The organism is Pseudacidovorax intermedius (genome assembly GCF_003350475.1).
GTDB lineage: Bacteria > Pseudomonadota > Gammaproteobacteria > Burkholderiales > Burkholderiaceae_C > Xenophilus > Xenophilus intermedius.
Genome location: NZ_QQAV01000010.1, coordinates 74,777 through 98,413 on the forward strand (window position 1 = coordinate 74,777; position 23,637 = coordinate 98,413).

The 23,637-nt window shown below is 70.7% G+C and carries 22 protein-coding genes and 1 riboswitch; of the genes, 4 read left to right on the forward strand and 18 right to left on the reverse strand.

Annotated elements, in window-relative coordinates:
• Positions 1-51 precede the first annotated feature (51 nt).
• Positions 52-1,014 (forward strand): prolyl aminopeptidase, encoded by a 963-nt coding sequence (pip, locus tag DFR41_RS21330; protein WP_114804194.1) that lies wholly within the window; start codon positions 52-54, stop codon positions 1,012-1,014.
• Positions 1,014-2,159 carry a J domain-containing protein gene (locus DFR41_RS21335; RefSeq protein WP_114804195.1) on the forward strand — a complete coding sequence of 382 codons (1,146 nt, stop codon included), beginning with the start codon at positions 1,014-1,016 and terminating at the stop codon, positions 2,157-2,159. Before pip ends, DFR41_RS21335 begins: the two co-directional genes overlap by 1 nt.
• A gap of 18 nt (positions 2,160-2,177) precedes the next feature.
• On the opposite strand, the gene tolA is transcribed toward DFR41_RS21335, so the two are convergent.
• The 18 genes from tolA to DFR41_RS21420 form a co-directional block, all read right to left on the reverse strand.
• Positions 2,178-3,212 carry a cell envelope integrity protein TolA gene (gene tolA, locus DFR41_RS21340; protein WP_114804196.1) on the reverse strand — a complete coding sequence of 345 codons (1,035 nt, stop codon included), beginning with the start codon at positions 3,210-3,212 and terminating at the stop codon, positions 2,178-2,180.
• Between the two features lie 25 nt (positions 3,213-3,237).
• Complete coding sequence (locus DFR41_RS21345; protein WP_017757839.1) at positions 3,238-3,678, reverse strand: ExbD/TolR family protein; 441 nt, start codon at positions 3,676-3,678, stop codon at positions 3,238-3,240.
• 19 nt (positions 3,679-3,697) lie between these two features.
• The gene (tolQ, locus tag DFR41_RS21350) at positions 3,698-4,399 is read right to left on the reverse strand and encodes a protein TolQ (RefSeq protein ID WP_017757840.1); all 702 of its coding nucleotides are present in this window, start codon (positions 4,397-4,399) and stop codon (positions 3,698-3,700) included.
• Entirely contained in the window at positions 4,396-4,842 is a 447-nt protein-coding gene (ybgC, locus tag DFR41_RS21355) for a tol-pal system-associated acyl-CoA thioesterase (RefSeq protein WP_114804197.1), read from the reverse strand. Before ybgC ends, tolQ begins: the two co-directional genes overlap by 4 nt.
• Complete coding sequence (locus tag DFR41_RS21360) at positions 4,839-6,062, reverse strand: pyridoxal phosphate-dependent aminotransferase (protein WP_043119064.1); 1,224 nt, start codon at positions 6,060-6,062, stop codon at positions 4,839-4,841. Before DFR41_RS21360 ends, ybgC begins: the two co-directional genes overlap by 4 nt.
• Positions 6,063-6,076: 14 nt before the next feature.
• On the reverse strand, positions 6,077-6,658 hold the full coding sequence (nusB, locus tag DFR41_RS21365) for a transcription antitermination factor NusB (protein WP_017757843.1): 582 nt from the start codon (positions 6,656-6,658) through the stop codon (positions 6,077-6,079).
• On the reverse strand, positions 6,655-7,128 hold the full coding sequence (gene ribH / locus DFR41_RS21370; protein WP_114804198.1) for a 6,7-dimethyl-8-ribityllumazine synthase: 474 nt from the start codon (positions 7,126-7,128) through the stop codon (positions 6,655-6,657). The genes nusB and ribH overlap by 4 nt, the downstream gene beginning before the upstream one ends.
• A gap of 45 nt (positions 7,129-7,173) precedes the next feature.
• Positions 7,174-8,319, reverse strand: coding sequence for a bifunctional 3,4-dihydroxy-2-butanone-4-phosphate synthase/GTP cyclohydrolase II (gene ribBA / locus DFR41_RS21375; protein WP_017757845.1), 1,146 nt, complete (start codon positions 8,317-8,319; stop codon positions 7,174-7,176).
• A complete protein-coding gene (locus tag DFR41_RS21380; protein ID WP_017757846.1) occupies positions 8,316-8,969 on the reverse strand; it encodes a riboflavin synthase in 654 nt (217 codons plus the stop codon). The genes ribBA and DFR41_RS21380 overlap by 4 nt, the downstream gene beginning before the upstream one ends.
• Positions 8,970-9,015: 46 nt before the next feature.
• Positions 9,016-10,176, reverse strand: a complete 1,161-nt coding sequence (gene ribD, locus DFR41_RS21385) for a bifunctional diaminohydroxyphosphoribosylaminopyrimidine deaminase/5-amino-6-(5-phosphoribosylamino)uracil reductase RibD (protein WP_114804199.1) — start codon at positions 10,174-10,176, stop codon at positions 9,016-9,018.
• A complete protein-coding gene (locus tag DFR41_RS27775) occupies positions 10,173-10,610 on the reverse strand; it encodes a type IV pilin protein (protein ID WP_170159440.1) in 438 nt (145 codons plus the stop codon). The genes ribD and DFR41_RS27775 overlap by 4 nt, the downstream gene beginning before the upstream one ends.
• Positions 10,607-11,251 carry a hypothetical protein gene (locus DFR41_RS27780; RefSeq protein WP_170159434.1) on the reverse strand — a complete coding sequence of 215 codons (645 nt, stop codon included), beginning with the start codon at positions 11,249-11,251 and terminating at the stop codon, positions 10,607-10,609. Before DFR41_RS27780 ends, DFR41_RS27775 begins: the two co-directional genes overlap by 4 nt.
• Complete coding sequence (locus DFR41_RS21395) at positions 11,248-12,087, reverse strand: PilW family protein (protein ID WP_170159435.1); 840 nt, start codon at positions 12,085-12,087, stop codon at positions 11,248-11,250. The genes DFR41_RS27780 and DFR41_RS21395 overlap by 4 nt, the downstream gene beginning before the upstream one ends.
• A gap of 92 nt (positions 12,088-12,179) precedes the next feature.
• Positions 12,180-12,734 (reverse strand): type IV pilus modification protein PilV, encoded by a 555-nt coding sequence (gene pilV, locus DFR41_RS21400; protein WP_170159436.1) that lies wholly within the window; start codon positions 12,732-12,734, stop codon positions 12,180-12,182.
• Positions 12,731-13,231, reverse strand: coding sequence for a GspH/FimT family pseudopilin (locus DFR41_RS21405; protein ID WP_017759787.1), 501 nt, complete (start codon positions 13,229-13,231; stop codon positions 12,731-12,733). The genes pilV and DFR41_RS21405 overlap by 4 nt, the downstream gene beginning before the upstream one ends.
• 214 nt (positions 13,232-13,445) lie before the next feature.
• Positions 13,446-13,889: a transcriptional regulator NrdR gene (nrdR, locus tag DFR41_RS21410; protein WP_017759788.1), complete on the reverse strand. Its 444-nt coding sequence runs from the start codon at positions 13,887-13,889 to the stop codon at positions 13,446-13,448.
• A 15-nt stretch (positions 13,890-13,904) separates the two neighbouring features.
• Complete coding sequence (glyA, locus tag DFR41_RS21415; RefSeq protein ID WP_017759789.1) at positions 13,905-15,149, reverse strand: serine hydroxymethyltransferase; 1,245 nt, start codon at positions 15,147-15,149, stop codon at positions 13,905-13,907.
• Between the two features lie 44 nt (positions 15,150-15,193).
• Positions 15,194-15,324, reverse strand: a riboswitch (ZMP/ZTP riboswitch).
• Between the two features lie 116 nt (positions 15,325-15,440).
• Positions 15,441-16,334: a lytic transglycosylase domain-containing protein gene (locus DFR41_RS21420; protein ID WP_017759790.1), complete on the reverse strand. Its 894-nt coding sequence runs from the start codon at positions 16,332-16,334 to the stop codon at positions 15,441-15,443.
• 640 nt (positions 16,335-16,974) lie between these two features.
• Between DFR41_RS21420 and DFR41_RS21425 the strand changes: the two genes are divergently transcribed.
• The gene (locus DFR41_RS21425) at positions 16,975-20,703 is read left to right on the forward strand and encodes a DUF748 domain-containing protein (protein ID WP_114804202.1); all 3,729 of its coding nucleotides are present in this window, start codon (positions 16,975-16,977) and stop codon (positions 20,701-20,703) included.
• Between the two features lie 151 nt (positions 20,704-20,854).
• Positions 20,855-23,548, forward strand: a complete 2,694-nt coding sequence (locus DFR41_RS21430; RefSeq protein ID WP_244917825.1) for a DUF349 domain-containing protein — start codon at positions 20,855-20,857, stop codon at positions 23,546-23,548.
• Positions 23,549-23,637 lie beyond the last annotated feature (89 nt).

Sequence of the window (23,637 nt, forward strand, 5' to 3'; positions counted from 1 at the left end):
TTCCTTGGCCCGCGCGCGGCGCAGGCCGTCAATTCTGGAGTTCTTCCTGCCATGAGCACTGCGCTGCGCACGCTGTATCCCGCCATCGAACCCTACGCGACGGGCATGCTCGACGTGGGCGATGGCCACCGCATCCACTGGGAGCGCTGCGGCACGCCCGGTGCCACGCCGGTGGTCTTCCTGCACGGCGGTCCGGGCGGCGGCATCTCGCCCGCCCAGCGCCGGCTGTTCGATCCGGCGCGCTATGACGTGCTGCTCTTCGACCAGCGCGGCTGCGGCCAGTCCACGCCGCATGCCAGCCTGGAGGCCAACACCACCTGGCATCTGGTCGCCGACATCGAGCGGCTGCGCGAGGAGATCGCCGGCGCGCCGCGCTGGCAGGTCTTCGGTGGCTCCTGGGGCTCCACGCTGGCGCTGGCCTATGCCCAGACGCATCCGCAGCGGGTGAGCGCCCTGGTACTGCGCGGCGTCTACACCGTCACGCGGGCCGAGCTTCAGTGGTACTACCAGTTCGGCGTCTCCGAGATGTTCCCGGACAAGTGGGAAGGCTTCCAGGCACCCATTCCGGCCGAGGAGCGGCACGACATGATCGCGGCCTATCGCCGCCGGCTGACCGGCGACGACGAGGCCGCCCGGCTCGCCTGCGCGCAGGCCTGGACGATCTGGGAGGGCGAGACCATCACGCTGCTGCCCGACGCGGCCTTCAGCGCGCCCTTCCGCGACCCGCATTTCGCGCTCGCCTTCGCCCGCATCGAGAACCACTTCTTCGTGCACGGTGCCTGGCTGGAGGACGGCCAGCTGCTGCGCGACGCGCACAAGCTCCAGGGCATTCCCGGCGCCATCGTCCACGGCCGCTACGACATGCCTTGCCCGATGCGCTATGCCTGGGCACTGCACCAGGCTTGGCCCGAGGCCAACTTCCACCTGATCGAAGGCGCGGGCCATGCGTACTCGGAGCCGGGCATCCTCGACGCGTTGATCCGCGAGACGGACCGGTTGGCGGCTCTGCGGTGATGCCGGCCGGGGACGTCGCACGTCGCCAGGATCTGGCGACGCCCGAGGCGACGCCGGCCGCTTCGCCTCGCGTGGCCTTCGCGCAGTTGCTGGCCAACATCGAGACCGCCCGCACGCGGCTGGCCGAGTGGCAGGCGCTCGCCGAGCGGCTCGGCGCCCAGTACGCGCGCGATGTCGCGCCATTGCACGAGGCCTACGACGCACTGCGGGCCCAGCTGGTCGAGCGACTCGACGCGCTTGCTTCCGGCGGTGAGCGGCTGTCGCATCCCGAGCGGGTGCGGCTGCATGAGCTCATCGCGCAGCTGGCCGGCGAACTCGAAGAAACCCCGGATGCGGCGCGGCGAGCGGCAATGCGGCGCTTGCGGGCCTACTACTCGCCCGATGCATCCGAGGAGGGCAGTGCAGATGACGCGCCGCCAGGTCGACGCGTGCGGTCGTCTGGCGACGCGCTCGCCGCCCGGGAAGGCGCCGATACCCCGCCGGACGACGATCCGGCCACACTCGCCGACCGCGCCGAAGCCCAGGCGCGTGCTGCCGCCGAGCAGGCCGACGCCGCCCGTGCCGCCCACAGGGCGCGCCGCGCGCGCCAGGCCAGGGAGCGTGCGGCCCAGGCCGAAGCCCGCGACACGGCCGTGCCGCTGCGCGAGGTCTACCGTCGTCTGGCGAGCCAGCTCCATCCCGACCGCGAGCCCGATCCCACGGCGCGCGAACGCAAGACGGCGCTCATGCAACGTGCCAACCGCGCCTACGAGGCCGGCCAGCTTCTTGAACTGCTGGAGATCCAGCAGATGCTGGCCACATCCGAATCGAGCCGGCTCGCGCAGATGAACGACGACGCCATCGCCCGCTACAACCGGCTGCTGCAAAGCCAACTGGCCGACCTGCAGGCGCAATGGCGGGCCGAACAGCTGCGGCTGGCGACGGCCTTCGGACTGCCGTCGCATCCCACGCTCACGGCCGCCCGCTTCGAGGCAGATCTGCGCGCGCGCAAGCAGTCGCTAAGTGCTGCGCAGAAGGGGCTGCAACAACTCCTGCGGGCGCTGGAAGCCCCGGGCGCGCTGCGCGAGTGGCTGCGGCAGGAAAGAGCCTGGGAGCGGGAGGAAGCAGCGACGACGACGAAGCCGTCGCGCCGGGCTCGCCGCTGAACCGGCGAGCCCGCGGACTCAGAAGTCCTTCGGGCGCATGACGATGATGGGGAAGGGCGACGGCACCCGTCCATCCGTGTCTCGCGGCATGACCTCGGCGCGCTGCACGGCGCGCACGGCCGCATCGTCCCAGGACGGGTTGCCGCTGGACTTGGTGACGCGCGGCGTGCCCACGATGGTGCCGTCCGGCGAAGTCTGGATCTGGATCTCGACCGCCGGGTTGCCGGGCACCGAGTTGGGGTCGAAGACCACATTGCGCTTGATCAGCGCGGCCACGCGGCCCAGGTAGCCGGCGGACACACCGCCGCTGCCGTTGCCCTTGCCCGAGCGCGGCCCGCTGGACTGGTCGGCACCGCCGTTGGCCTGACCCAGCATCCGCCGGATGTTGTCCTGACGCTCCTTTTCGAGCGCGGCGGCGCGGGCCGCGGCCGCTTCCTTGGCCTGCTTGTCGGCGGCGGCCTTTGCGGCTGCCGCGGCCTTCTGCGCCGCTGCCTTTTCGGCCGCAGCCTTCTCGGCCTGCTCCTGCTTCTTCTGATCGGCCAAGCGCTGCTGTTCCTTCTGGCGGCGGTCCTCTTCCTGCTCGCGCTTGCGGGCCTCCTGTTCCTTGCGGTCCTGCTCGGCCTTGCGCTGTGCGTCCTGCTGGCGCTTCTTCTCGGCGGCCTGGCGCTGCTCTTCCTCGCGCTGGGCCTGCTGCTCGCGCTGCCTGCGCTCGCGCTCCAGGGCGATGTCGGGGGCCTTGGGCGGCGGTGGCGTGGGGGCCACGGCCGGGGCCGGCGGGGGAGGAGGGGGCGGTGGCGGCGGAGGCGGTGAAGGTGTCGGCGCTGGTGCCGGCGGAGGCGGCGGCGTGGGCGTCACGTTCTGCCGCGCCTGCTGCACGGTGGCCGACCAGATCTCGGCCTCCACCGGCTCGTCGTCGCCTTCGCGCTTCCAGCGCACGCCCCAGGTGAGGGCAGCGATCAGCAGGGCATGCGCGATCAGCGCCAGCACCACGGCACGTACGGTGCCGCGCTGCGGTGGTGGATGGAACTCGGGACGTTCGGAGGCCAGGGACATCGGGGCGGGATCCTCGCGCGGCCGATCAGCGGCCGCTGCCGGTGGCCTGCACCGACAGGCCCACGCGCTCGATGCCGGCGCGCTTGAGCTGGTTCATCGCCTTCACCACGGTCTCGTACTTGACCGACTTGTCGGCGCTGATGACCACCGGGCGCTGGTCGTCCCCGTTCTGCGCGGCCTTCACCGCCTGGCCGATCTGGTTCATGGGCACCTGCAGGCCGGACGAGCCGGAGCTCGGGTCCTTCTTGAACTCGATCACGTCGTCGTTCTTGATCGTGACCTCCAGCGGCTTGTCGGGCTGGCGGTTGGCCTTGTCGACGGTGGGCAGGTTGATCACGCTCGGCGTGATCAGCGGTGCCGTGACCATGAAGATGATCAGCAGCACCAGCATCACGTCGATGAACGGGACCATGTTGATCTCGTTGATCGTGCGGCGTCCTCGGCCGCGAGAGGCGACGGCGGGCATGCTCGGCTCTCCTGGCGGTTCAGTGCCCGGCCGCGGTGGCGGTGGGCGCGGTGGACAGGTTGCGCTGCAGGATGTTGGAGAACTCTTCGGTGAAGGTCTCCAGCGCGATCGCCACCTTGTCGATGTCGCGGGCGAAGCGGTTGTAGCCGACGACCGCCGGGATGGCGGCGAACAGGCCGATGGCGGTGGCCACCAGGGCTTCGGCAATGCCGGGCGCCACCGTCGACAGCGTGACCTGCGTCATGCTCGACAGGCCGGTGAAGGCATGCATGATCCCCCACACCGTGCCGAACAGGCCCACGTAGGGGCTGACGGAGCCAACAGTCGCCAGGAAGGACAGGTTTGACTCTGCAGCGTCCATCTCGCGCTGGAAGCTGGCGCGCATGGCGCGGCGGGTGCCGTCCAGCAGCGTGTTGGCGTCGCCGATGCGGCGTTCGCGCAGCTTCTGGTACTCGCGCATGCCCGAGGCGAAGATCCGCTCCATGGGGCCGGCCAGCTTGGCGTTCTGCGCGGCGGCGGCATAGAGCTCGTTCAGGCTGGAGCCCGACCAGAACTCGCGCTCGAACTCGTCGTTGAGCGCACGCATGCGCCGCAGGGCGAAGAACTTGCGGATGATGGCAGCCCAGCTGGCCACCGAGACGCAGGCCAGCAGCGCCATCACGATCTGCACGACGAAGCTCGCCTGCAGGATGAGGGAAACGATCGACAGATCCTGGTTCATGTTCTTCGGTGTGGTTCTTCGGTGGATGGAGCGCGATGGCGTTCGAGGGTTCCCAGCAATGCGGCCGGCATGCGCACGGGCCGCAGCGTCGCGGCCTCGACCCAGCCGATGCGGATGGTCCCCTCGGCCAGCTTGTACGTGGGGTCGGCGGCCAGCACCACCCGCTGTGAGAGCGTGACGGAAGCCTGGCCCATGTGCTTGAGTTCGGCCGAGACGCACAGCAGGTCGTCGAGTCGTGCCGGGCGCTGATAGCGCACCTGGGTGTCGGTGACGACGAACATGCCGCCCGTCTCGTCGCGCAGCAGTTGCTGCTGAACGCCCATGGCGCGCAGCCATTCGGTGCGGGCGCGCTCCATGAACTTCAGGTAGTTGGCGTAGAAGACGATGCCGCCCGCGTCGGTGTCTTCCCAGTAGACGCGGATGTCGTAGGTGAAGCGGTTCATCGGACGAGTGCGCGCAGGCGGGCGACCGCCTCTTCGAGCTGGGGCAAGGCGTTGGCGGTGGAAAAGCGGATGAAGCGGCCCGTCTGGTCGGTGCCGAAGTCGCGGCCCGGCGCCACGGTGACATGGGCGCGTTTCATCAGTTCGAAGGTGAGATCCCAGCTCGCGTCGGGCCCCGTGATGCCCAACTGGCGCGCGAATTCGCTGCAGTCCGCCCATGCATAGAACGCGCCGTCGGGCACCACCGGCACCGGCAGGCCCAGCGATTCGAGCTGCGGGATGAACCAGTCGCGGCGGGCCTTGAACTCGGCGCGGCGGCGTTCGTACTCGGCGATGCTCTCGGGCTCGAAGCAGGCCAGCGCCGCCTGCTGCGCGATGGCGCTGGCGCAGATGAAAAGGTTCTGCGCCAGGCGCTCGACCACCGGCACCAGCGCCTCGGGCACAACCAGCCAGCCCAGCCGCCAGCCGGTCATGCTGAAGTACTTGCTGAAGCTGTTGATGCTGATGACGTTGTCGTCGATGGCCAGGGCGCTGTGGCCGAAGCGGGCATCGGCCTCGGCGGCATCGCCCAGGGCGGCGCCGTAGCTCAGGCCCAGGTAGATCTCGTCCACCAGCGTGATGCCGCCGTGCGACTTCACCACCTCGTGGATGCGGCGCAGTTCGTCCAGCGGGATCGACGTGCCGGTCGGGTTGGAGGGCGAGGCCAGCAGCACGCCGCGCGTGCGCTCGTTCCAGGCACCCTTCACCTGTTCGGCCGTGAGCTGGAAACGATCTTCGGCGGTGGTCGGCAGCAGCACCGCGCGGCCTTCGGCGGCGCTGACGAAGTGCCGGTTGCAGGGGTAGCTCGGATCCGGCATCAGGATCTCGTCGCCGGCCTCGATCAGCGCCAGGCAGGCCAGCTGCAGCGCGGCCGAGGCGCCGGCCGTGACCACGATGCGACGCGCCGGCACGTCCAGGCCGAAGCGCTGGGCATACCAGCCGCTGATGCGCTCGCGCAGCGCGTCGATGCCCACGGCCGGGGTGTACTGCGTGCGACCGGCAGCGACGGCGCGGGCCGCGGCCTCCTGCACCAGCGGCGGCGCGGTGAAATCGGGCTCGCCGATGTTCAGGTAGAGCATCGGCAGGCTGCCTGCAGCGGCCTCGCGGGCCAGGGCGCTGGCGGCCTTGGCGACTTCCATCACGAAGAAGGGCTCGATGCGCTCGGCCCGGCGGGCGATGCGCAGGGAAGGGGATCCGCTCATCGGGCCTTGCCCGCCGCGCGGTCGGCCTCGACCTCGGGCGCGCGCAGCTGCGGCGCCAGGCCACCCAGCACGCCGTTGACGTACTTGTGGCCATCGGTGCCGCCGAACTCCTTGGCCAACTCGATGCACTCGTTGATGACCACGCGCCATGGCACATCCATGCAGTGGCGGAATTCGTAGGCGCCGATCCACATCACGGCATGCTCGATGGGCGAGATCTCTTCAAGCTTGCGGTCGAGCAGCGGCACGATCAGCGCGTCCAGCTCGGCCGCCTCGTTCACGCAGCCATGCAGCAGGGCGTCGTAATGCACCGAATCCGCCTTGTGGAAGCCCGACAGATCGCGGGTGAAGGCGTCGATGGCCGCGGCATCGTTGCGGCCGACCAGGTGCTGGTAGAGCGCCTGCACGGCAAATTCGCGGGCCCGCGTACGCGCCGACTTGGCCGAAGCCTTGCGTACGCCGTTGGATTTGGTGCCGGGCTTGGCGCCACCGGCGGCGGCGAGCGGACGGACCTCGCCTTCGGCCGGCAGTTCGGAGCCGGTCAGCGGCGCGTCTTCGGGGGGTTGGGTGCTGCTCATGCCCGGCCTCCGATGCGCTGCACCAGCCGGGCCATCTCCACCGCCACGGTGGCCGCGTCGCGGCCCTTGTCGGTCTGGCGGGCGACGGCCTGCGGCAGGTCCTCGGTGGTGAGGATGGCGTTGGCGATGGGCAGACGATGGTCCAGGCCTACGCGCGTGACGCCGGCACCGGATTCGTTGGCCACCAGTTCGAAGTGATAGGTCTCGCCGCGGATGATGCAGCCGAGCGCCACCAGCGCGTCGAAGCCGCCGCGCTGCGCCATGGCCTGCAGGGCCAGCGGGACTTCCAGCGCGCCGGGCACCAGCACATGCTCGATGTCGGCCGGCTGGACATCCAGCCGGGCCAGCTCGGCCAGGCAGGCCTCGGCCAGCGCGTTGGTGATGTCTTCGTTGAAGCGGGCCTGGACGATGCCGATGCGAAGGCCGCGTCCGTCGAGCGGGCCGGCCGCTCCCTTGTTGGCGTTGAGCATGAGGATTCTTTGTTATGGGGTTGGAGCGGCTGTGGCCGCCCCGGGTCATTTGGTCACGTAGCCGGCGATCTCGACGCCGTAGCCGGCCACCAGGCTGGGCATGCGGCGGGGCTTGCCCATCAGCAGCATCTTCTGGATGCCGCATTCACGCAGGATCTGCACGCCCACACCATAGCTGCGCAGATCCATGCGGCCGCGCTCGGGCGCCTGCGCGGGACGCGCCGTGCCCTCGAACTGGGCCAGCAGGTCAGTGGCGCTTTCGCCGCAGTTCAGCAGCACCGCCACACCCTTGCCGGCACCGGCGATGTGGGCCAGCGCCGCATCGAGGCTCCAGGTGTGCATGGGGCGGTGGAGTTCGATCAGGTCGAGCACCGACAGCGGCTCGTGCACGCGCACCGGCACGGCCTCGTCCGCCTGCCATTCGCCGCGCACCAGGGCCAGGTGGAAGCCGCCGCTGGGCTGGTCGCGGAAGGCATGCAGCTGGAAGGGGCCGTGCGCCGTCTGCACCTCGCGGCTGCCCACGCGCTGCACCAGCGATTCGTGACGGCTGCGGTATTCGATCAGCGCGGCGATGGTGCCGATCTTCAGTCCATGTTCGGCGGCAAAGCGCTGCAGGTCGGGCAGGCGGGCCATGGTGCCGTCGTCGTTCATCACCTCGCAGATGACGGACGCGGGCGAGCAGCCGGCCATGCGGGCGAGGTCGGAGCCGGCCTCGGTATGGCCGGCGCGCATCAGCACGCCGCCGTCCACGGCCTGCAGCGGGAAGATGTGGCCCGGCTGCACCAGGTCGCTCGCGCGGGCGTCGGGCGCCACGGCGGCCTGCACGGTGCGCGCCCGGTCGGCGGCGGAGATGCCGGTGGTCACGCCTTCGGCCGCCTCGATCGAGACGGTGAAGGCGGTGGAATGCTTGGCGCCGTTGCGCGCGACCATGGGCGGCAGGTTCAGGCGCTCGCACATCTCGCGCGACAGCGTCAGGCAGATCAGGCCGCGCGCATGGCGGGCCATGAAATTGATGCTCTCGGGCGTGATGTGGTCGGCGGCGATGACGATGTCGCCCTCGTTCTCGCGGTCTTCCTCGTCGACGAGGATGACCATGCGGCCGGCGCGGATCTCCTCGACGATCTCCTCGACCGGCGAGATGGGCGCGGGCGTGATGGCCGCGGTGGGCAGGGAACTGATGGAAGCGCTCATGGTGCTTTGGAGGAGGTGCCGGAGACTGCGGTGCCGGCCTGCAGCATGCGCTCCACGTAACGGGCCACGGTGTCGATCTCCAGGTTGACCTGGCTGCCGGCCTTGAGCAGGCCCAGCGTGGTGTGTTCGACGGTGTGGGGGATGAGGTTGATGCCGATCTCGCAGCCCTCGGCATGGTCCTCGACGGTGTTGACCGTGAGGCTCACGCCGTTGACCGTGACCGAGCCCTTGTAGGCCATGAAGCGGCCGAGGGCGGCGGGGGCCAGGATGCGCAGGTTCCAGCTCTCGCCCTGCGACTCGAAGCGGCTGACGCGGCCGATGCCGTCCACGTGGCCCGAGACGATGTGGCCGCCCAGGCGGTCTTGCGGGCGCACCGCCTTCTCCAGGTTGACGGTGGTGCCGGCCTCGCCGAGTCCCGCCGTCTTGGCCAGCGATTCGGCGGAGATGTCGATGGTGAAGCGCGAGGCGGCGGCGTCGAGCGAGGTGACGGTCATGCAGGCGCCGTTGAGGGCGATGCTGTCGCCGAGGCCGACGTCGTCCAGGTAGCCGGCAGGCGCCTCGATGTCCAGCCGCTTGCCGTGAAGAGAGGAGCTTCCGAGGTCATGGGCGGCGGCGATGCGCCCCATGCCGGTGATGATGCCGGTGAACATAGCCCGCCATTTTCGCAGACTGGCGAGGCGCGAACCGCGCGCTGGGTCAAAACGCGTCGCGTCCGGCCGGGCGGGCGAGGATGCGCAGGTCGTCGCCGATGCGCTGCACGTCGTGGAACACCAGTGCCGGTGCGTCCGCCAGTGCGGCCAGCGGGCTGGTGCGCGTGGGCCGGTGGAACATGTCCAGGCCCTCGCCGATCAGCTTGGGTGCGAGATAGACGAGCAGTTCATCCACCAGTCCGGCCCGCAGCAGCGAGCCGGCGAGCTTGTGGCCGGCTTCCACATGCAGCTCGTTGATCTCGCGCCGGGCCAGGTCGGCCAGCATCGCGGCGAGGTCGACTTTGCCCTGGGCGTCGGCCATGCGCGTCAGGTGGGCGCCGCGGGCCTGCAGCGCGTCGGCTCGCGCGTCCTCCGGCGCTGCCGCGTAGAACCAGACCGGCCGCTCGGCCGCGAACAGCCGGGCGTCCAGCGGGGTCTGCAGGCGGCTGTCCACCACCACCAGCGTGGGCTGGCGGGCGATGGTCAGGCCGCGCACATCCAGCCGGGGGTCGTCGTCCAGCACGGTGCCGGCTCCGGTGAGCAGGGCGGCGGCGCGGGCCCGCCAGCGGTGCCCGTCGGCGCGGGCGGCCTCGCCGGTGATCCATTGGCTGGTGCCGTCGGGCAGGGCGGTCTTGCCGTCCAGCGAGGCAGCCGTCTTCAGGCGGACCCAGGGCCTGGCGCGCACCATGCGGCTGAAGAAGCCGATGTTGAGGGCGCGCGCGCCCTGGGCCGGCTCGCTGGCGGCGTCGAGCAGTCGGGCGTCGATGCCCGATGCACGCAGGCGCGCCATCCCGCGGCCGGCCACCTGGGGGTTCGGGTCCTGCAGCGCCGCCACGACGCGGCCCACGCCGGCCGCCACCAGCGCATCGCAGCAGGGCGGCGTGCGGCCGTGGTGGCTGCAGGGCTCGAGCGTCACATAGGCGGTAGCGCCCTTGACGGCATGACCGCGCGCCTGGGCATCGCGCAGCGCCATCACTTCGGCATGGGGGCCGCCGGCCTGCTGGGTGTGGCCCTGTCCCAGCACCGTGCCGTCCTCGGCCACGATCACGCAGCCGACGCGGGGGTTGGGATCGGACAGGCCGATGGCGCCCCGGGCCAGTTCCAGCGCCCGGGCCATCCAGGCGAGGTCGTGGTCGGGCAGGGGCGGCAGGACGGGAAGGTCGCTCATGAGGCTTTGAAACAGTCGCGGGTGTCCGCGGCATTGTTGCTGATCGTGCGACGGCCGGTCTGGTCGACGGACAGTGTGCCGCAGCGGTCGCCCTGCATGGCACCCGTGGGCGTGGCGGCCAGCGTGAAGCGCTGAGTCTGGCTGGCGTCGAGCGTCAGCGTCAGGCGATAGACGGCAGCGCCGGTGGCGGGCACGCGGGTCAGGGCGTCCGGCAGTGCCGCGCCCGCAAAGCTCAGGCGGGCGGCGTGGTAGCGATGCAGATGATGCTCGGCCTCCATGAGGGCCAACTGGGCCGCCGCGCGATGGGTGCGTCGCACGTGCTCCTGGTAGGCCGGCAGCGCGATGGCGGCCAGCAGCGTGGCGATGGCCAGGGCCGCCAGCAGTTCGATCAGCGAGAAGCCGGTGGGCGGCCGGCGCGGGGAAGAAAGGTTCATCCGGGGTTGGCAGCGGGAGGGGTGATCAACGTGCGCCAGCGGCGCGTCCAGCCTGGGGGCGCGCAGGTCGGGGCGGACGGCGCGCTCGCGCCCAGGCAAGGGTCGGCGGCCTTGCGCAGCATCGCCTGCTGCCAGGCCTCGGCACCATCGAGCAGCATGCCGGTCTGCACCGAGACCTGCGCATCGGCCGAGAGACCCCGTGCCGTGACCACGAAGCGCAGGCCCTGCGCGCCGTCCGTGAGCCGCTGGAACAGGCATTGCCCCATCCCCAGGCTGCGGCCATCGGGTCCGGCGACGGTGGCGGTGCCCAGGCCCAAGGCGCCCGGGCGCCAGGCAGACAGCCGGTTCCAGGTCTGCTCGGCCTGGGCGGCGGTCACGGCGACGGTTCGCGGATCGGCCGCATCGGGGGCGAGTGCCGCCATGACCAGCGCTTCGCATTGGCGCAGGGCGAGGCTGGCGGCCTCCTGGGCCTGCGCACTGGTCTGCTGGGCCTGCAACTGCCGGGCGGCGGTGATGGCGCTCCGCACCGCCAGGGCGGTGGCCGCTGTCAGCGCAGGCAGGAGCAGCATCAGGACCACCAGGGCCTGCCCTCGCTCGGCCAGATGTCGCGCGCGGGGTGCCTGGCGACTGCGGCGCTTCATGGGGAGGTTCCCGCGTTCAGTGCAGGCCGCAGGGCATGGAAAAAGACCGTGGTGCGAAAGCTGCGCCGCAGCCGTCCGTCCGGGGCCTGCTGCGGCTGGCCGTCGCAATCGAGGTAGGACTCGGGCATCTGCTGCGCGCCTGCCACCGGCGAGGCACTGCGCACGACGATGCACAGGCTCATGCCGATCACGCGCCGCCAGCGCTCGGCGGCGGCGCCCAACGCGTCGTCGTCGGCCCGCACATAGGCTGTGACCTGCGCCGGCTGCGGTTCGCTGCCGTCGGGAAGGCGGGTCACGGCGTAGAGCACGCGCATGTCCTCGACCTGGCTGGCGAGGGCCTGCTTGCTGCCCATCACGCCCGCATCGCGCATACCACGGCAGTACAGCGTGGGCACGCCGTCCTCGTCGGGCTCGATGAAGTAGCGCTGGTCGGCCAGCGCGTAGCGCAAGGCGCCGTCCGCGCTGGACGTGGCCCAGGCGGCGATGCCCTCCAGCACGCAGTTGGACGGCTGGTCGGTGCCCACGGGCACCGTGACATGGGCGTCTGCCTGATGCCGGATCGCGAAGGCGTGCGGCCGCGCGTCCCCGGTGGACGCCTTGCAGGCCAGTGCGTCGAAGGCGGCACCCGTCTCGGCAAAGGCGCCTGCGCAGCCTCGCACGGCAAGGCCCTGGAAATGCGGCGTGCCCTGGTCGTCGAGCTCCGACAGCCCGACGAGCCGCACCTGCTGTGCCAGCAGTTGCAGGGTCATCGCACCGTCGCTGTGGAGTTGCACCTGCGCCGCGACGCGGCGTACCGGCTGGCCGGTGCTCACGTAGATCTGGACTGCCAGAAGCACGAGAGCAAGGCCGATGGCCGAGGACAGCAGCAACTCGACGAGGCTGGTGCCAGCCTGCCGGTGTCGCGCGTGTCGATGGTGTTCCGATGGCATCAGAGGGCGAAGCGCTGAAAGAGGCAGGCCTGTTCCGGGGCGGGCTTGCCCAGTTCGGCCGGGCAGTCGGCCTGGTTGGCGGCACCCAGTCCGTCCTCGGCTGCCGCGCCGGCGGTCCACCAGACCAGCCAGACCTGCAGCACCTGGACGCCGTTGTCCTGGGTGACCTTCACCTGCGCACGAGCCTGGGGCAGTTGGGCGGTGGCCGCCGTGAGGAGATTGCGCTGGTCCAGCGCTGCGACCCGCCGCGCGGCTTCCGCGGCGTCGGCCAGGTCGGCCGCGGGTGCGGCGGCTGCAGGCGGTGGCTGATCGAGGCCGAGCGCATAGCGCCCCTCCTGCAGACCCCTGGGATTCATGCGGGCGCGCTCGGCATGGTCCTGCGCGAGGACGAGGGCGGCCGCCCGTTGCTGGGTGGCCTGCAGTTGCTGGTAGGTGCGTGCGGCCAGCCGCGCCCCACCCAGGGCGGCACCGGCCAGGAGCATCAGCGCGACGAGCACCTCGAGCAGCGAAAAGCCCGGAGCGCGGCGGCGAGGCGCGATGGCGGCCACCCTCACGATCCGGTCGTCACCCGCGCGCGGCCGATGCGGTTGAGCACCAGCTTGCGCACCGGCACTTCGGGATGGGCCGAGGTGATCGCGAGGCTGGTCGGCGTGCTGTTCAGCAGGCCGTTGGGCAGGAACACGAGGCGCTGGATGCTGCCGCTGGCCGGCGCGATGCGCAGCAGCCCGGGCAGGCGCGGCTGGACGTGCAGCAGCGGCTCGTCCGTGCCGCGCACGCCATCGCCGTCACGGTCGCCGAAGACGATCCAGCCGGCGCTCCAGTCCGAGGAGGCGAGGCAGCCGTTGCCGTCAGCGCTGACGCAGACCGTGGCACGGCCGGAGGAGCGCAGGGCGTGGATGCGCGCGAGGTCGAGGCTCTCGCGCAGGGCCTGGCTGGCACGGCTGCTCTGCCAGTCGCGCAGCCAGCGCGCCACGTTGGGCATGGCCACCGTGGCAGCCGTCAGCATGACGGCCAGACAGATCAGCCCCTCGACCAGCGAAAAGCCCCGCATCCGCGCCGATCGCGCGTTCCTTCCTCGCATGGTGCGCCCCCTCGTTCCCATTCGAGCGCGGGATGTTAGGGACGCATCCATGCGCCGGGCACCGATGAACGACGGGAGCGCCGCCTGGGGCGATCAGCGGACGGGCAGGGAGGGTCGGGAAAGGAAGGTGAGCCGACGCTGCGGGCATGCGTCGGCATGCTGCCGCCCCGGGGGCAGGCGCCGGTCAGATGTCCCGCAACAGCCGGCGGAACTCCTCGACGTCCTCGAAGCTGCGGTACACCGAGGCGAAGCGCACGTACGCGACTTTGTCCAGCCGCTGCAGCTCGTGCATGACCAGTTCGCCGAGCTTGCTCGACTCGATCTCGCGCAGCCCGCCCGACAGCAGCGTCTGCTCGATGCGCATGAGCGCCTCGTCGATCTGCTGCACGCCCACGGGCCGCTTGCGCAGGGCGAGCATCATCGAGGCGCGCACCTTGGCCGGGTCGTAGTCGGCGCGGCTGCCGTCCTTCTTGACGACCGCCGGGAAGTTGACGTCGGGGCGCTCGTAGGTGGTGAAGCGCTTCTCGCAGCCGCCGCACTGGCGGCGGCGGCGGACAAAGTCACCGTCTTCCGAGATGCGGGTCTCGACGACCTGCGTCTCGGCGTGGCCGCAGAAGGGGCATTTCATGCGGCCTGGCCTGTCTCAGCGGTAGACAGGGAAGCGACTGGTCAGCGCGGCCACCTTGGCGCGCACGGCCTCGATGTTGGCGGCGTCGCGCGGGTTGTCCAGCACGTCGGCGATCAGGTGGGCCGTGGCGCGGGCCTCCTCGTCCTTGAAGCCGCGGGTGGTCATGGCCGGAGTGCCGACACGCACGCCGCTGGTCACGAAGGGCTTCTCGGGGTCGTTGGGGATCGCGTTCTTGTTGATGGTCATGTGGGCGCTGCCCAGCACGGCCTCGGCTTCCTTGCCGGTGATGCCCTTGGCGCGCAGGTCGACCAGCATGACGTGGCTCTCGGTGCGGCCGCTCACGATGCGCAGGCCGCGCGAGGTCAGCGTCTCGGCCACGATCTGCGCGTTCTTCACCACCTGCTGCTGGTAGGCCTTGAACTCCGGCGTCAGCGCTTCCTTGAAGGCCACGGCCTTGGCGGCGATCACGTGCATCAGCGGGCCGCCCTGCAGGCCGGGGAAGATGGCGCTGTTGATCGCCTTTTCGTGCTCGGCCTTCATCAGGATGAAGCCGCCACGCGGGCCGCGCAGGCTCTTGTGAGTGGTGGAGGTCACCACGTCGGCATAGGGCACAGGGTTGGGGTACACGCCCGCGGCGATCAGGCCGGCATAGTGGGCCATGTCGACCATGAAGATGGCGCCGACGTCCTTGGCGACCTTGGCGAAGCGCTCGAAGTCGATGCGCAGGCTGTAGGCCGAGGCACCGGCCACGATCAGCTTCGGCTTGGACTCGTGGGCCTTCCGCTCCATCGCGTCGTAGTCGATCTCTTCTTTGTCGTTCAGGCCGTAGGAGACGACGTTGAACCACTTGCCCGACATGTTCAGCGGCATGCCGTGGGTCAGGTGGCCGCCTTCGGCCAGGCTCATGCCCATGATGGTGTCGCCAGGCTTGAGGAAGGCCAGGAATACGGCCTCGTTGGCGGAGGCGCCGCAGTGCGGCTGTACGTTGGCAGCGTCGGCGCCGAAGAGTTGCTTGATGCGGTCGATGGCCAGCTGCTCGGCCACGTCGACATATTCGCAGCCGCCGTAGTAGCGCTTGCCCGGGTAGCCTTCGGCGTACTTGTTGGTGAGCTGCGAGCCCTGGGCGGCCATCACGGCCGGCGAGGCGTAGTTCTCGCTGGCGATCAGCTCGATGTGGTCTTCCTGGCGCTGCGTCTCGGCGACGATGGCGGCGTACAGCTCGGGATCGGTCTCTTGGACCAGGATATTGCGTTGGTACATGGCAGTCCTTCGAAGAAGAGGGACCTTGCGGCGTCGGATCCGGCAAGGGCTGCCCAGGCGAACGGCTGATCGCCCCGGCTCCAGCCGCGGGCGGTGCGCTTCCCAGTGGTCATCCACGTCAGCCGGCTCGCCTCGCGAGGAGGGGCCGCGCCTATCGCCAGTCGCGCACCGGCGGAGTGTAGCCGAGGCCTTCGTCCCTCCCTCGTCCCAGGGGAACCGCAGCGCGCCGCGCCCAAGAAAGAAAAAGGCGCCTGATCAAAGGCGCCTGGAAGGGTTGCCGGGCGGCAGCGGTCAGGACGCGGGTTGTTCCAGCAGGGCGACCGTGGCAGGCGGCCGCGTTGCGGGCTTGGGCTCTCCCGCCGGGGCCATGACCGGGATCGGCTGGGTCCGTTGCGTGGGCTGCGTCGGCATCGCAGCCGGCGGCGGCGTGGTGGCGGCTGGTGCCGAGGGGGTGAAGATCGGCACGTTGCGGCCGTTGGCCACCTGGCGCAGGCGGTCGTGCTCGGCCATCACCTTCACGGTGTAGCCGCCGTCGTCACCCAGGTTCGCGGCACCGACGTAATAGCGCAGGCCGCCTTCCAGCGAGCCGGCGCGGGCGATGCATTCCTGCAGCACCTTGACGCCGACGCGCAGGTTGGTGATGGGGTCGAAAGCGGCGAGCGTGCCACCGGCCGGCTCGTACTTGTCGCCATGGACGCGGGTCATTACCTGCATCAGGCCCTGTGCGCCGACGGGGCTCTGGGCAAACGGGTTGAAGCTCGATTCGACGGCCATGATGGCCAGAATCAGCGTCGGATCGAGCTTGGTCTGCCGGCCGATGTCGTAGGCCTCGGCCACCAGCACGCTCAGGGGCTCGGCCGCTACCTTGTATTTGCGGCTGAGCCAGTAGGCCACGGCCGCCTGGGGGCGGGGCAGTTCTTCGGGGCGCGCCGCGGTGGCTCGCTCCACGGCGTTGGGTGCCGGATCGGTGGGGGCCGGGGCCGGCTTGCGAGATTCCACCCAGGCAGCCAGACGCTCCTCGCCAACCTGTTGCAGGTCGGGGCGGGCGGCCAGTGCGACGACGACGAACACGAGCGCGAGCCCGATCAGCGCGAAGCCGTTGTGGACGATCTCGAAGAAACCATCGGCTACGTCGCTGGCAAAGGTTCGCAACCCCTGCATGCCAGCCCGCAAGACCTGATTCATTCGCTACTTTCCTTTCTCTGCGAGCTCCAAGGCTGCGAGTCGTGCACCAGGGTGCCGACTGCCTCGAACGATCGCGTGATGCGGCGGAGAACAGGTCCGTGCAGGGATACAAGGTGCACGGGCGTCCTGACTTCGCCAGAGAGGCCGGACCTGGGAAGTCCGGAAGAGAGCCCGGGGAGTAGGACTGCGGGAGCCCGGGCAGCGCGCATTCTAGGAACCGTCAAATACACGGTCAAGAATATCGAATCTGTTCTTTATGCTAAATAGGTGCTGAAAAGTTTGTCTATTGCGGCACGCAGCCTCATCGCTCGACTTCATTTGCCACGCCCGGTCAGCAGGCCTAATCTGCAGCCGTCTGCATCGCAGACGCTCCGCTGGCGCTTCTCCTGAAGGACGCAGTCCTGACGAGTGGCCCGGCCCCTCGGCGGCAATCCCTTGCTGCCAGTGCGTCGGGAACCTTCTTCTTCCCACGCCAAAAGATGGATGCGGCCTGGGGCCCTCCGTCGAGCCCGGTGGCCTGTGCAAGCAGCCACCGGGCTTTTTCGTTGTGGGGTCCGCCGATGCCGACAAGGGGCGGCCCACGCAGCGGGCGCCCCGCCTCTCGTCGCAGGGCGAGTACGCGTTGCGGCACACTCCGCCCATGAATTTCTCCGGAACGAAGTACGGCCTTTGGTTGAGGCGGCTGGGCGTCGCCGTCGCCGGCCTGCTGCTCCTGTGGCTGCTGCTCTGGGCCGCCGTGCCGCCGCTCCTGAAATGGCAGATCCAGAAGCAGGCATCGGCAGCGCTGGGCCGTAGCGTCATCGTGGGGGGCGTGCAGTTCCGGCCCTGGACGCTGGAGTTGTCGCTGTCGGACCTGGCGATCGCTGGCGTGGACGCCGCGCCGCCGCTGTTCACGGCGAAGCGCCTGTATGCCGATGCCGAACTTCAGTCGCTCCTGCGCCTCGCGCCGGTGGTCGATGCGCTGCGCATCGAGCAGCCCGCGCTGCGGTTGACGCGGCGCGCGGACGGCACGCTGGACATCGACGACATCCTGCGCCGGCTGAGCGGCCCCGCCGAGCCCAAGCCTGCGGGCGAGCCCGCCCGCTTCGTGCTCTACAACCTGGCGATCCACGACGGGCGCATTGCGCTGGACGACCAGATGGCGAAGCGCCAGCACGTGGTCGAGGGTCTGGAGGTGCAGGTGCCCTTCCTCAGCAGCCTGGCATCGAAACGCGAGGTGGACGTCGAGCCCCGGCTGGCATTCACGCTCAATGGCAGCCGCTTCGACTCCTCCGCGTCGTCCCAACCCTTCGCCGCCACGCACAAGACGGCCGCGCAGTTGCACATCGTCGGCCTCGATCTGGCGCCCTACCTGGCCTATGTGCCGCCCGGCCTGCCGGTCGCGCTGCAGTCGGGCGTCGTGGACGTGGACCTGCGTGCCGACTTCGAGCGGGCCGACCATGCCTCGCTCAAGCTGTCCGGCACGGTGCAGGTCAAGGACGTGAAGGCCGTGGATGCGCAGGGCGGCGAACTGCTCAGGCTCGATGCGCTGAAGGTCCAACTGGCGGATGTGCGTCCGCTGGAGCGGCAGGTGCATCTGGCGTCCGTGGAGGTCGATGCGCCCACGCTGGCGGCACGCCGCGACGCGCAGGGTCGCATCAACCTGCTGCTCACCGACGGCCGGACGCCGGCGCCGGCCACCGCGCAGGCCGCTCGCACGGCCGCGCCGCCGACCTCGGCGCCATCGAAGGACGCTGCCGCGCCCGGTGCCTGGCAGGTGCGGGTCGACCGCGTGGCGGTGCGGGAAGGCCGAGTGGCCTGGCGCGACGATTCCGTGCGGCCGGCGGCGGCCATCGATGTGACCGGCCTGGGCGTCACGGTGGACGACGCGGCATGGCCCATGGCGCAACCGGCCCGCTTCTCGGGCGAGATGGCCGTGGCGCAAGGTCGGCTGCGCTTCGAAGGGCAGGGCAGCCCGAGCACGGTGAAGGCGCAACTGGAGGCCAGCGACGTCCCGCTGTCCCTGGCCGCACCCTACCTGGCCTCGACGCTCAATCCAGCCGTGGACGGACGTCTGGGCGGCCGACTGGGGTTGCAGTGGTCGCCGCAGACGCTGCTGCTCACGGCCGAGCGCGCCACGCTCGACAGTCTGTCGCTGACCGAAGGCAGGACGGCCCTGGCTGCGGTCGGCCACTTCGAGGTGCGCGATGCGCAGGCCGATCTGAAGGCGCGCACGCTCAGCGTCGGCAGCCTGACGGCCACGGAGCCGCGCGTCCGGGTGGAGCGCGACGAGGAGCGGCGGTGGATGTACCAGCGCTGGCTGCGCACGCCCGACGCGTCGACTGCGCCGGTGGCGCAGCCGCGCCAGGTGCAGGGTGAGCCGCCCCCGTGGAAGGTCCGGATCGCCGCCCTGTCCGTCGACGGCGGTGACGTGGAATTTGCCGACCGCGCCCAGGCCGGCGCGCCGGTGGAGGTGAAGCTCGCCAGCGTGCGTCTGCGTGCCCGCGACCTCGATCCCGCGTCTGCCGCGGCGTCGCCCGTGGAGCTGGCCGGCCGCATCACGGCAGGCGCCCGGTCGGAGCCTGGCCGCTTCGACTTCAAGGGCAGCCTGGCCATGGCCCCGGTGGCGCTGTCCGGCCGGCTGGAGGCCACGGGCCTGCCGGTGCATGCCTTCCAGCCCTACTACGGGCAGTCGCTCAATGTGGACGTGCGGCGTGCCTTCGCCGCCTACCGGGGCACGCTGGCGGTGGCCGTCCAGCCGGCGGGCGTGCAGGCCAAGCTCAGCGGCGACCTGTCGGTCGACGACCTGCGGGTAGACAGCATGGCGCTGACCGCCGCAGACAGTCCTGCGACGGGCGCGGCGCGGGGCGAGCGGCTGCTGCGCTGGAAGACGCTGGCCCTGCGCGGTTTCGAACTCGATCAGCGTCCCCGCGCGGCCCTGCGGCTCGACGTGCGCGAGACCACGCTCACGGACGCGTTCGCACGGATCATCGTGCAGCCTTCGGGGCGCCTGAACCTGCAGGCCATCACCCGCCAGGGCCAGCAGGAAAGCGAGCGGGCCGCGGCCGAGCGGCCGGCACCGCGCACCGCGTCTGCGGGGGGTGGTGCCAGCGCCACCACCAATGCTGACGGAACGGGCCCCGCACCGGCGCCGGCCACTGCGCGGGCAGAGGCCGCGCCAGGCCTTGCGCCCATCATCCATTTCGGCCCGATCAGCGTGGTCAATGCGCGCGTGGACTTCTCCGACCTGTTCGTGCAGCCGAATTACTCGGCCGACCTCACGGAGCTGACCGGCCGGCTCAGCGCCTTCTCCTCCGAGCCGGCCGACGGCGGCCGGCCGGCCCTGGCCGATCTGGAGCTTCGCGGCAAGGCGCAGCAGACCGCTTCGCTCGAGATCCTGGGCAAGCTCAATCCGCTGGCCAAGCCGCTGGAACTGGACATTGCGGCGAAGGTGCGCGACCTGGAGCTGGCGCCGCTGTCTCCCTATTCGATCCGCTATGCCGGCCATGGCATCGAGCGCGGCAAGATGAGCGTGGATGTGCACTACCAGGTAGCGCCGGACGGGCGCCTCACCGCCACCAACAAGCTGGTGCTCAACCAGTTGGCCTTCGGCGACGAGGTCAAGGATGCGCCCAACAGCCTGCCGGTGCGCCTGGCCGTCGCCTTGCTCGCCGACCGCAACGGCGTCATCGACGTCGACCTGCCGCTGTCGGGCTCGCTCAACGATCCGCAATTCAGCATCGGGCCGCTGATCTGGAAGGGCATCCTCAACCTGATCGCCAAGGCGGTGACCTCTCCGTTCAGCCTGCTCACGGGCGGCCTGGGAGGCGGCAGCAGCGAATCGAGTGTCGTGCCCTTCGCCTTGGGCAGCGATGCGCTGTCCGACGCGGCGAAGCAGAGCCTGGACAAGGTCGAGAAGGCGCTGGGCCAGCGTGACGGCCTGCGCCTCACCCTCGTCGGGCAGGCCAGCCTGGCGCGTGAACGCGACGCGCTGCAGCGCGAGCGCCTGCGTCGCATGGCCTTGGCCGAGAAGCGCCGCGCAGCGGTACGCGGCGGCACCGACCCGGCCGAGGTCGGCCCGGTCACCGACGCCGAATACCCGGCGCTGCTGGAGGCCGTCTACAAGCGGGCCGACATTCCCAAGCCCCGCAATCTCATCGGCATGGCCAAGTCGCAGTCGGTCGCCGAGATGGAGAAGCTGCTGCTGCCGACCATCGCCGTCGACGAGCAGTCCATCCGCGAGCTGGCCATCGCCCGGGCTGCGGCCGTGCGCGACTACCTGCTCCAGCGCCAGTTGCCCGGCGACCGGATCTTCCTGGGGGCGGTTCGCACACGTGCGGACGGTGCCGACTGGAGGCCCGGCACGGCCTTGGCGCTGGACATGCCCTGAGAAGGATTCCTCAACCGCTTTCTGCGGTATTCCAGACGCACGCGCTCCTGGGCGACAATGCGGGATGCGCCGGCCTTGCCGGCGCCTTTGCTTGGATGACCGGCTTCGCGCCGGCCCACCCCCTCCGATCTCTTTCAACGACTCTGGCGCAGTGACTCAAGCCACGACCAAACACGATCTCCCCACCCTCGACCAGCTCACCGGGGGCGTCTTCACCGCCGCCACCTCCGGCGAACGGGCGCAGCGCGTGCGCGACTGGCTCGCGGGCAATCCCTCGCCCGAGTTGATGCAGGAAGTCTTCAAGGAACTCAGCGGCCGCGACAAGGGCGCCGCCCGCGCCCTGCGCGAGCGCCTGGACGAGATCAAGCGCGCCAAGGGCCAGGAGGTGATCGCCGCCGAGTGGGCCGAAAAGGCCCGCTCGCTGCTCGACCAGCCCCGGCTGAACATCGCCGACGCCATGGCCTGGCAGCGCGATGCCGCCAAGGCCGGCGCACCGCTGTCGCGTGAACCGCTCGCCGGCCTCAAGGCCAACTTGGCCGAACGCGTGAAGGGCGTGGAAGACCTGCAGCACCGCGCCCAGGTCCATCGCGAAGCCGCCGTGCTGCTGGCGCAGCGCTTCGAGGTGCTTTCCACCAAGGGCTGGCAGGACGCCCAGGCCGCCGAGGAGGGCCTGCGCGGCGACGTCGCCCACTGGACGACCCAGGCTGACGAGATTGCGCAGGACCCGAACTGGGCCAGCCTGGATGCGCGCTTTGCACCGCAGCTCGACGCATCGCGGTCGCAATTGCAGGTCGTGTCCGAGGCCTTCCACAGCGCGCTGGCCCAGGCCGTGGCCGCTGCGGCCGATGCCGAGGCGCCGCTGCCTCCCGTCCCCGTCTGGGCCGACGAACTGCGCGCCGCCCGCGGCTTGCCGCCCGAGAACGCGCCGGCCCCGGCCGCGGCACCGCCTGCCCCCAAGGTGGATCCGGCACAGCGCGCTGCCGCCGAAGCTGCCGTCGAAGCCTCCCTGGCCAAGCTGGAGGAAGCCACGGCCCAGGGTCAGGGCAAGAGCAGCCAGGCCGCAGCCAATGCGCTGCGCGCCGTGCTCAAGGAGCATGGCAAGCTGGTGGGCAATGCCCTGGAAGCACGCGTGCATGCCGCGCTCGTCGCCGCCGGCGAACTCGAAGGCTGGCAGCGCTGGGGCGCCGACAAGGTTCGCGAAGAACTGGTGGCAAAGGCCGAAGGCTTGCTCAATCGTCCCGAGGGTCAGGCGCTGGGCGGTCGCAAGATGCAGGAGCAGCTGCGCACCCTGCGCGAGCAATGGAAGCAGGCCGACCAGGGCGGTGTGCCCAACCACGGCCTGTGGCGTCGCTTCGACGAGGCCTGCAACAAGGCCCACAAGTTGGTCGAGGCCTGGTTGGAGAAGGTCCGTGCCGAAGCCGCCGAACACCGCGCCCAGCGTCTTGCGCTGATCGAAGAGTTGCGCGCCTGGACCGCCGAGCACGCCGGCGATGCCGACCTCAAGGCCCGCAACCGCGCCCTGCACCAGTTCTCCGATCGTTGGCGCGATGGCGGCCATGTCAGCGAGAAGGTGTTCGCCGAGCTGCAGCCGCTGTGGGGTGCGGCCATGACCGAGGCCCGTGGTCCGCTCGAGGCTTCGCAGAAGGCCAGCATCGAGCGCCGTCAACAGATGATTGCCGAGGCCACCGAACTCGGCGCTGCGCCGCAGCTGCGCATCGACGCCGTCAAGTCGCTGCAGCAGCGCTGGCAGGCCGAGGCGCAGGCCGTGCCGCTGGAGCGTCGCCAGGAGCAGAAGCTCTGGGACGCCTTCCGCAAGCCCATCGACGACGCCTTCCAGCGCAAGAGCGCCGAGCGCGAGCGCCAGACCGAAGCCATGGGCGAACACGACCGTGCGGTGCTCGAGGCTTCGAAGGCGCTGGAGGCAGCCAATGCCACCGGCGATGCCCAGAAAATCCGCGCCGCCATGACCGCGCTGGAAGATGCCCTGCGCGGCCGTCGTGAAGCCGCGGCTCCGGGCGGCGCTGCAGCACCTGCGGCCGGCGCTGACGCTGCCGCTGCCGCCCCTGCCGAATCCGCCGCCGCGCTGACGGACGCTGCCGCCCAGGAGGGCGCACCCGCCGCCGAAGGTGGTGAGGGTGCGGCACCCGCACCGGCTGCGGCACCCAAGGCTGCACCTCGCCCGGTCGTGGCCGTCCGCGGCGACGACCGTCCCGGCGCGGCACGCCCGGCCACCGCACCCGCCGGTCGCTTCGGCGACCGCCGTGATTCCCGCGACAGCCGTGGCGGCCCGCGAGGCGCCGACCGCAATGGCGACCGTTTCGGCCGCGACCGCGCTGGACGTCCCGGCGACATGCGCGGTGATCGTCCGCCGCGCGAGGACCGCGGCCCCCGTCTGGGCGATACCGCCTTCCGCGCGCAACGCGACGCCATGGAGCACGCCCAGGCGGCGCTGCGCAAGCTGGCGAGCCAGGCGCACGGCGAGGCCGTGACGCAACTGCTCGACGCCTGGAGCAAGCGCGACGGCGCCGCCGTGCCGCCGGCGCAGGAACTGGGCCGCGTCACGCCTTCGGTGCGCAACCAGTGGGTGCAGTCGCTGTCGGCCGCGCCTTCGGGCGAGCCGGCCGAGGCCCTGCTGCGCCTGGAGATGGCCGCCGAAGTGCCCACGCCGCCGGAGCAGCTGGACGCGCGCCGCGCGCTGCAGCTCAAGCTGCTGACCAAGCGCAACGAGCCTGGCCCGACCGAGACCTGGGCCCAGGACGCCGCGCGCGTGTTGGCCTCGGCGCATGAGCCGACGACCGCGCGTCGCCTGCAAAGCGCGCTCAAGCCGCTGTTGCGCAAGGGCTGATCGCGGGGCGTTGCCTCATCGAAAGCGGCGTGCCGGCGACGGTGCGCCGCTTTTTTCCTGGGGCTGCAGGGCCGGGGCGACGCTGCCCT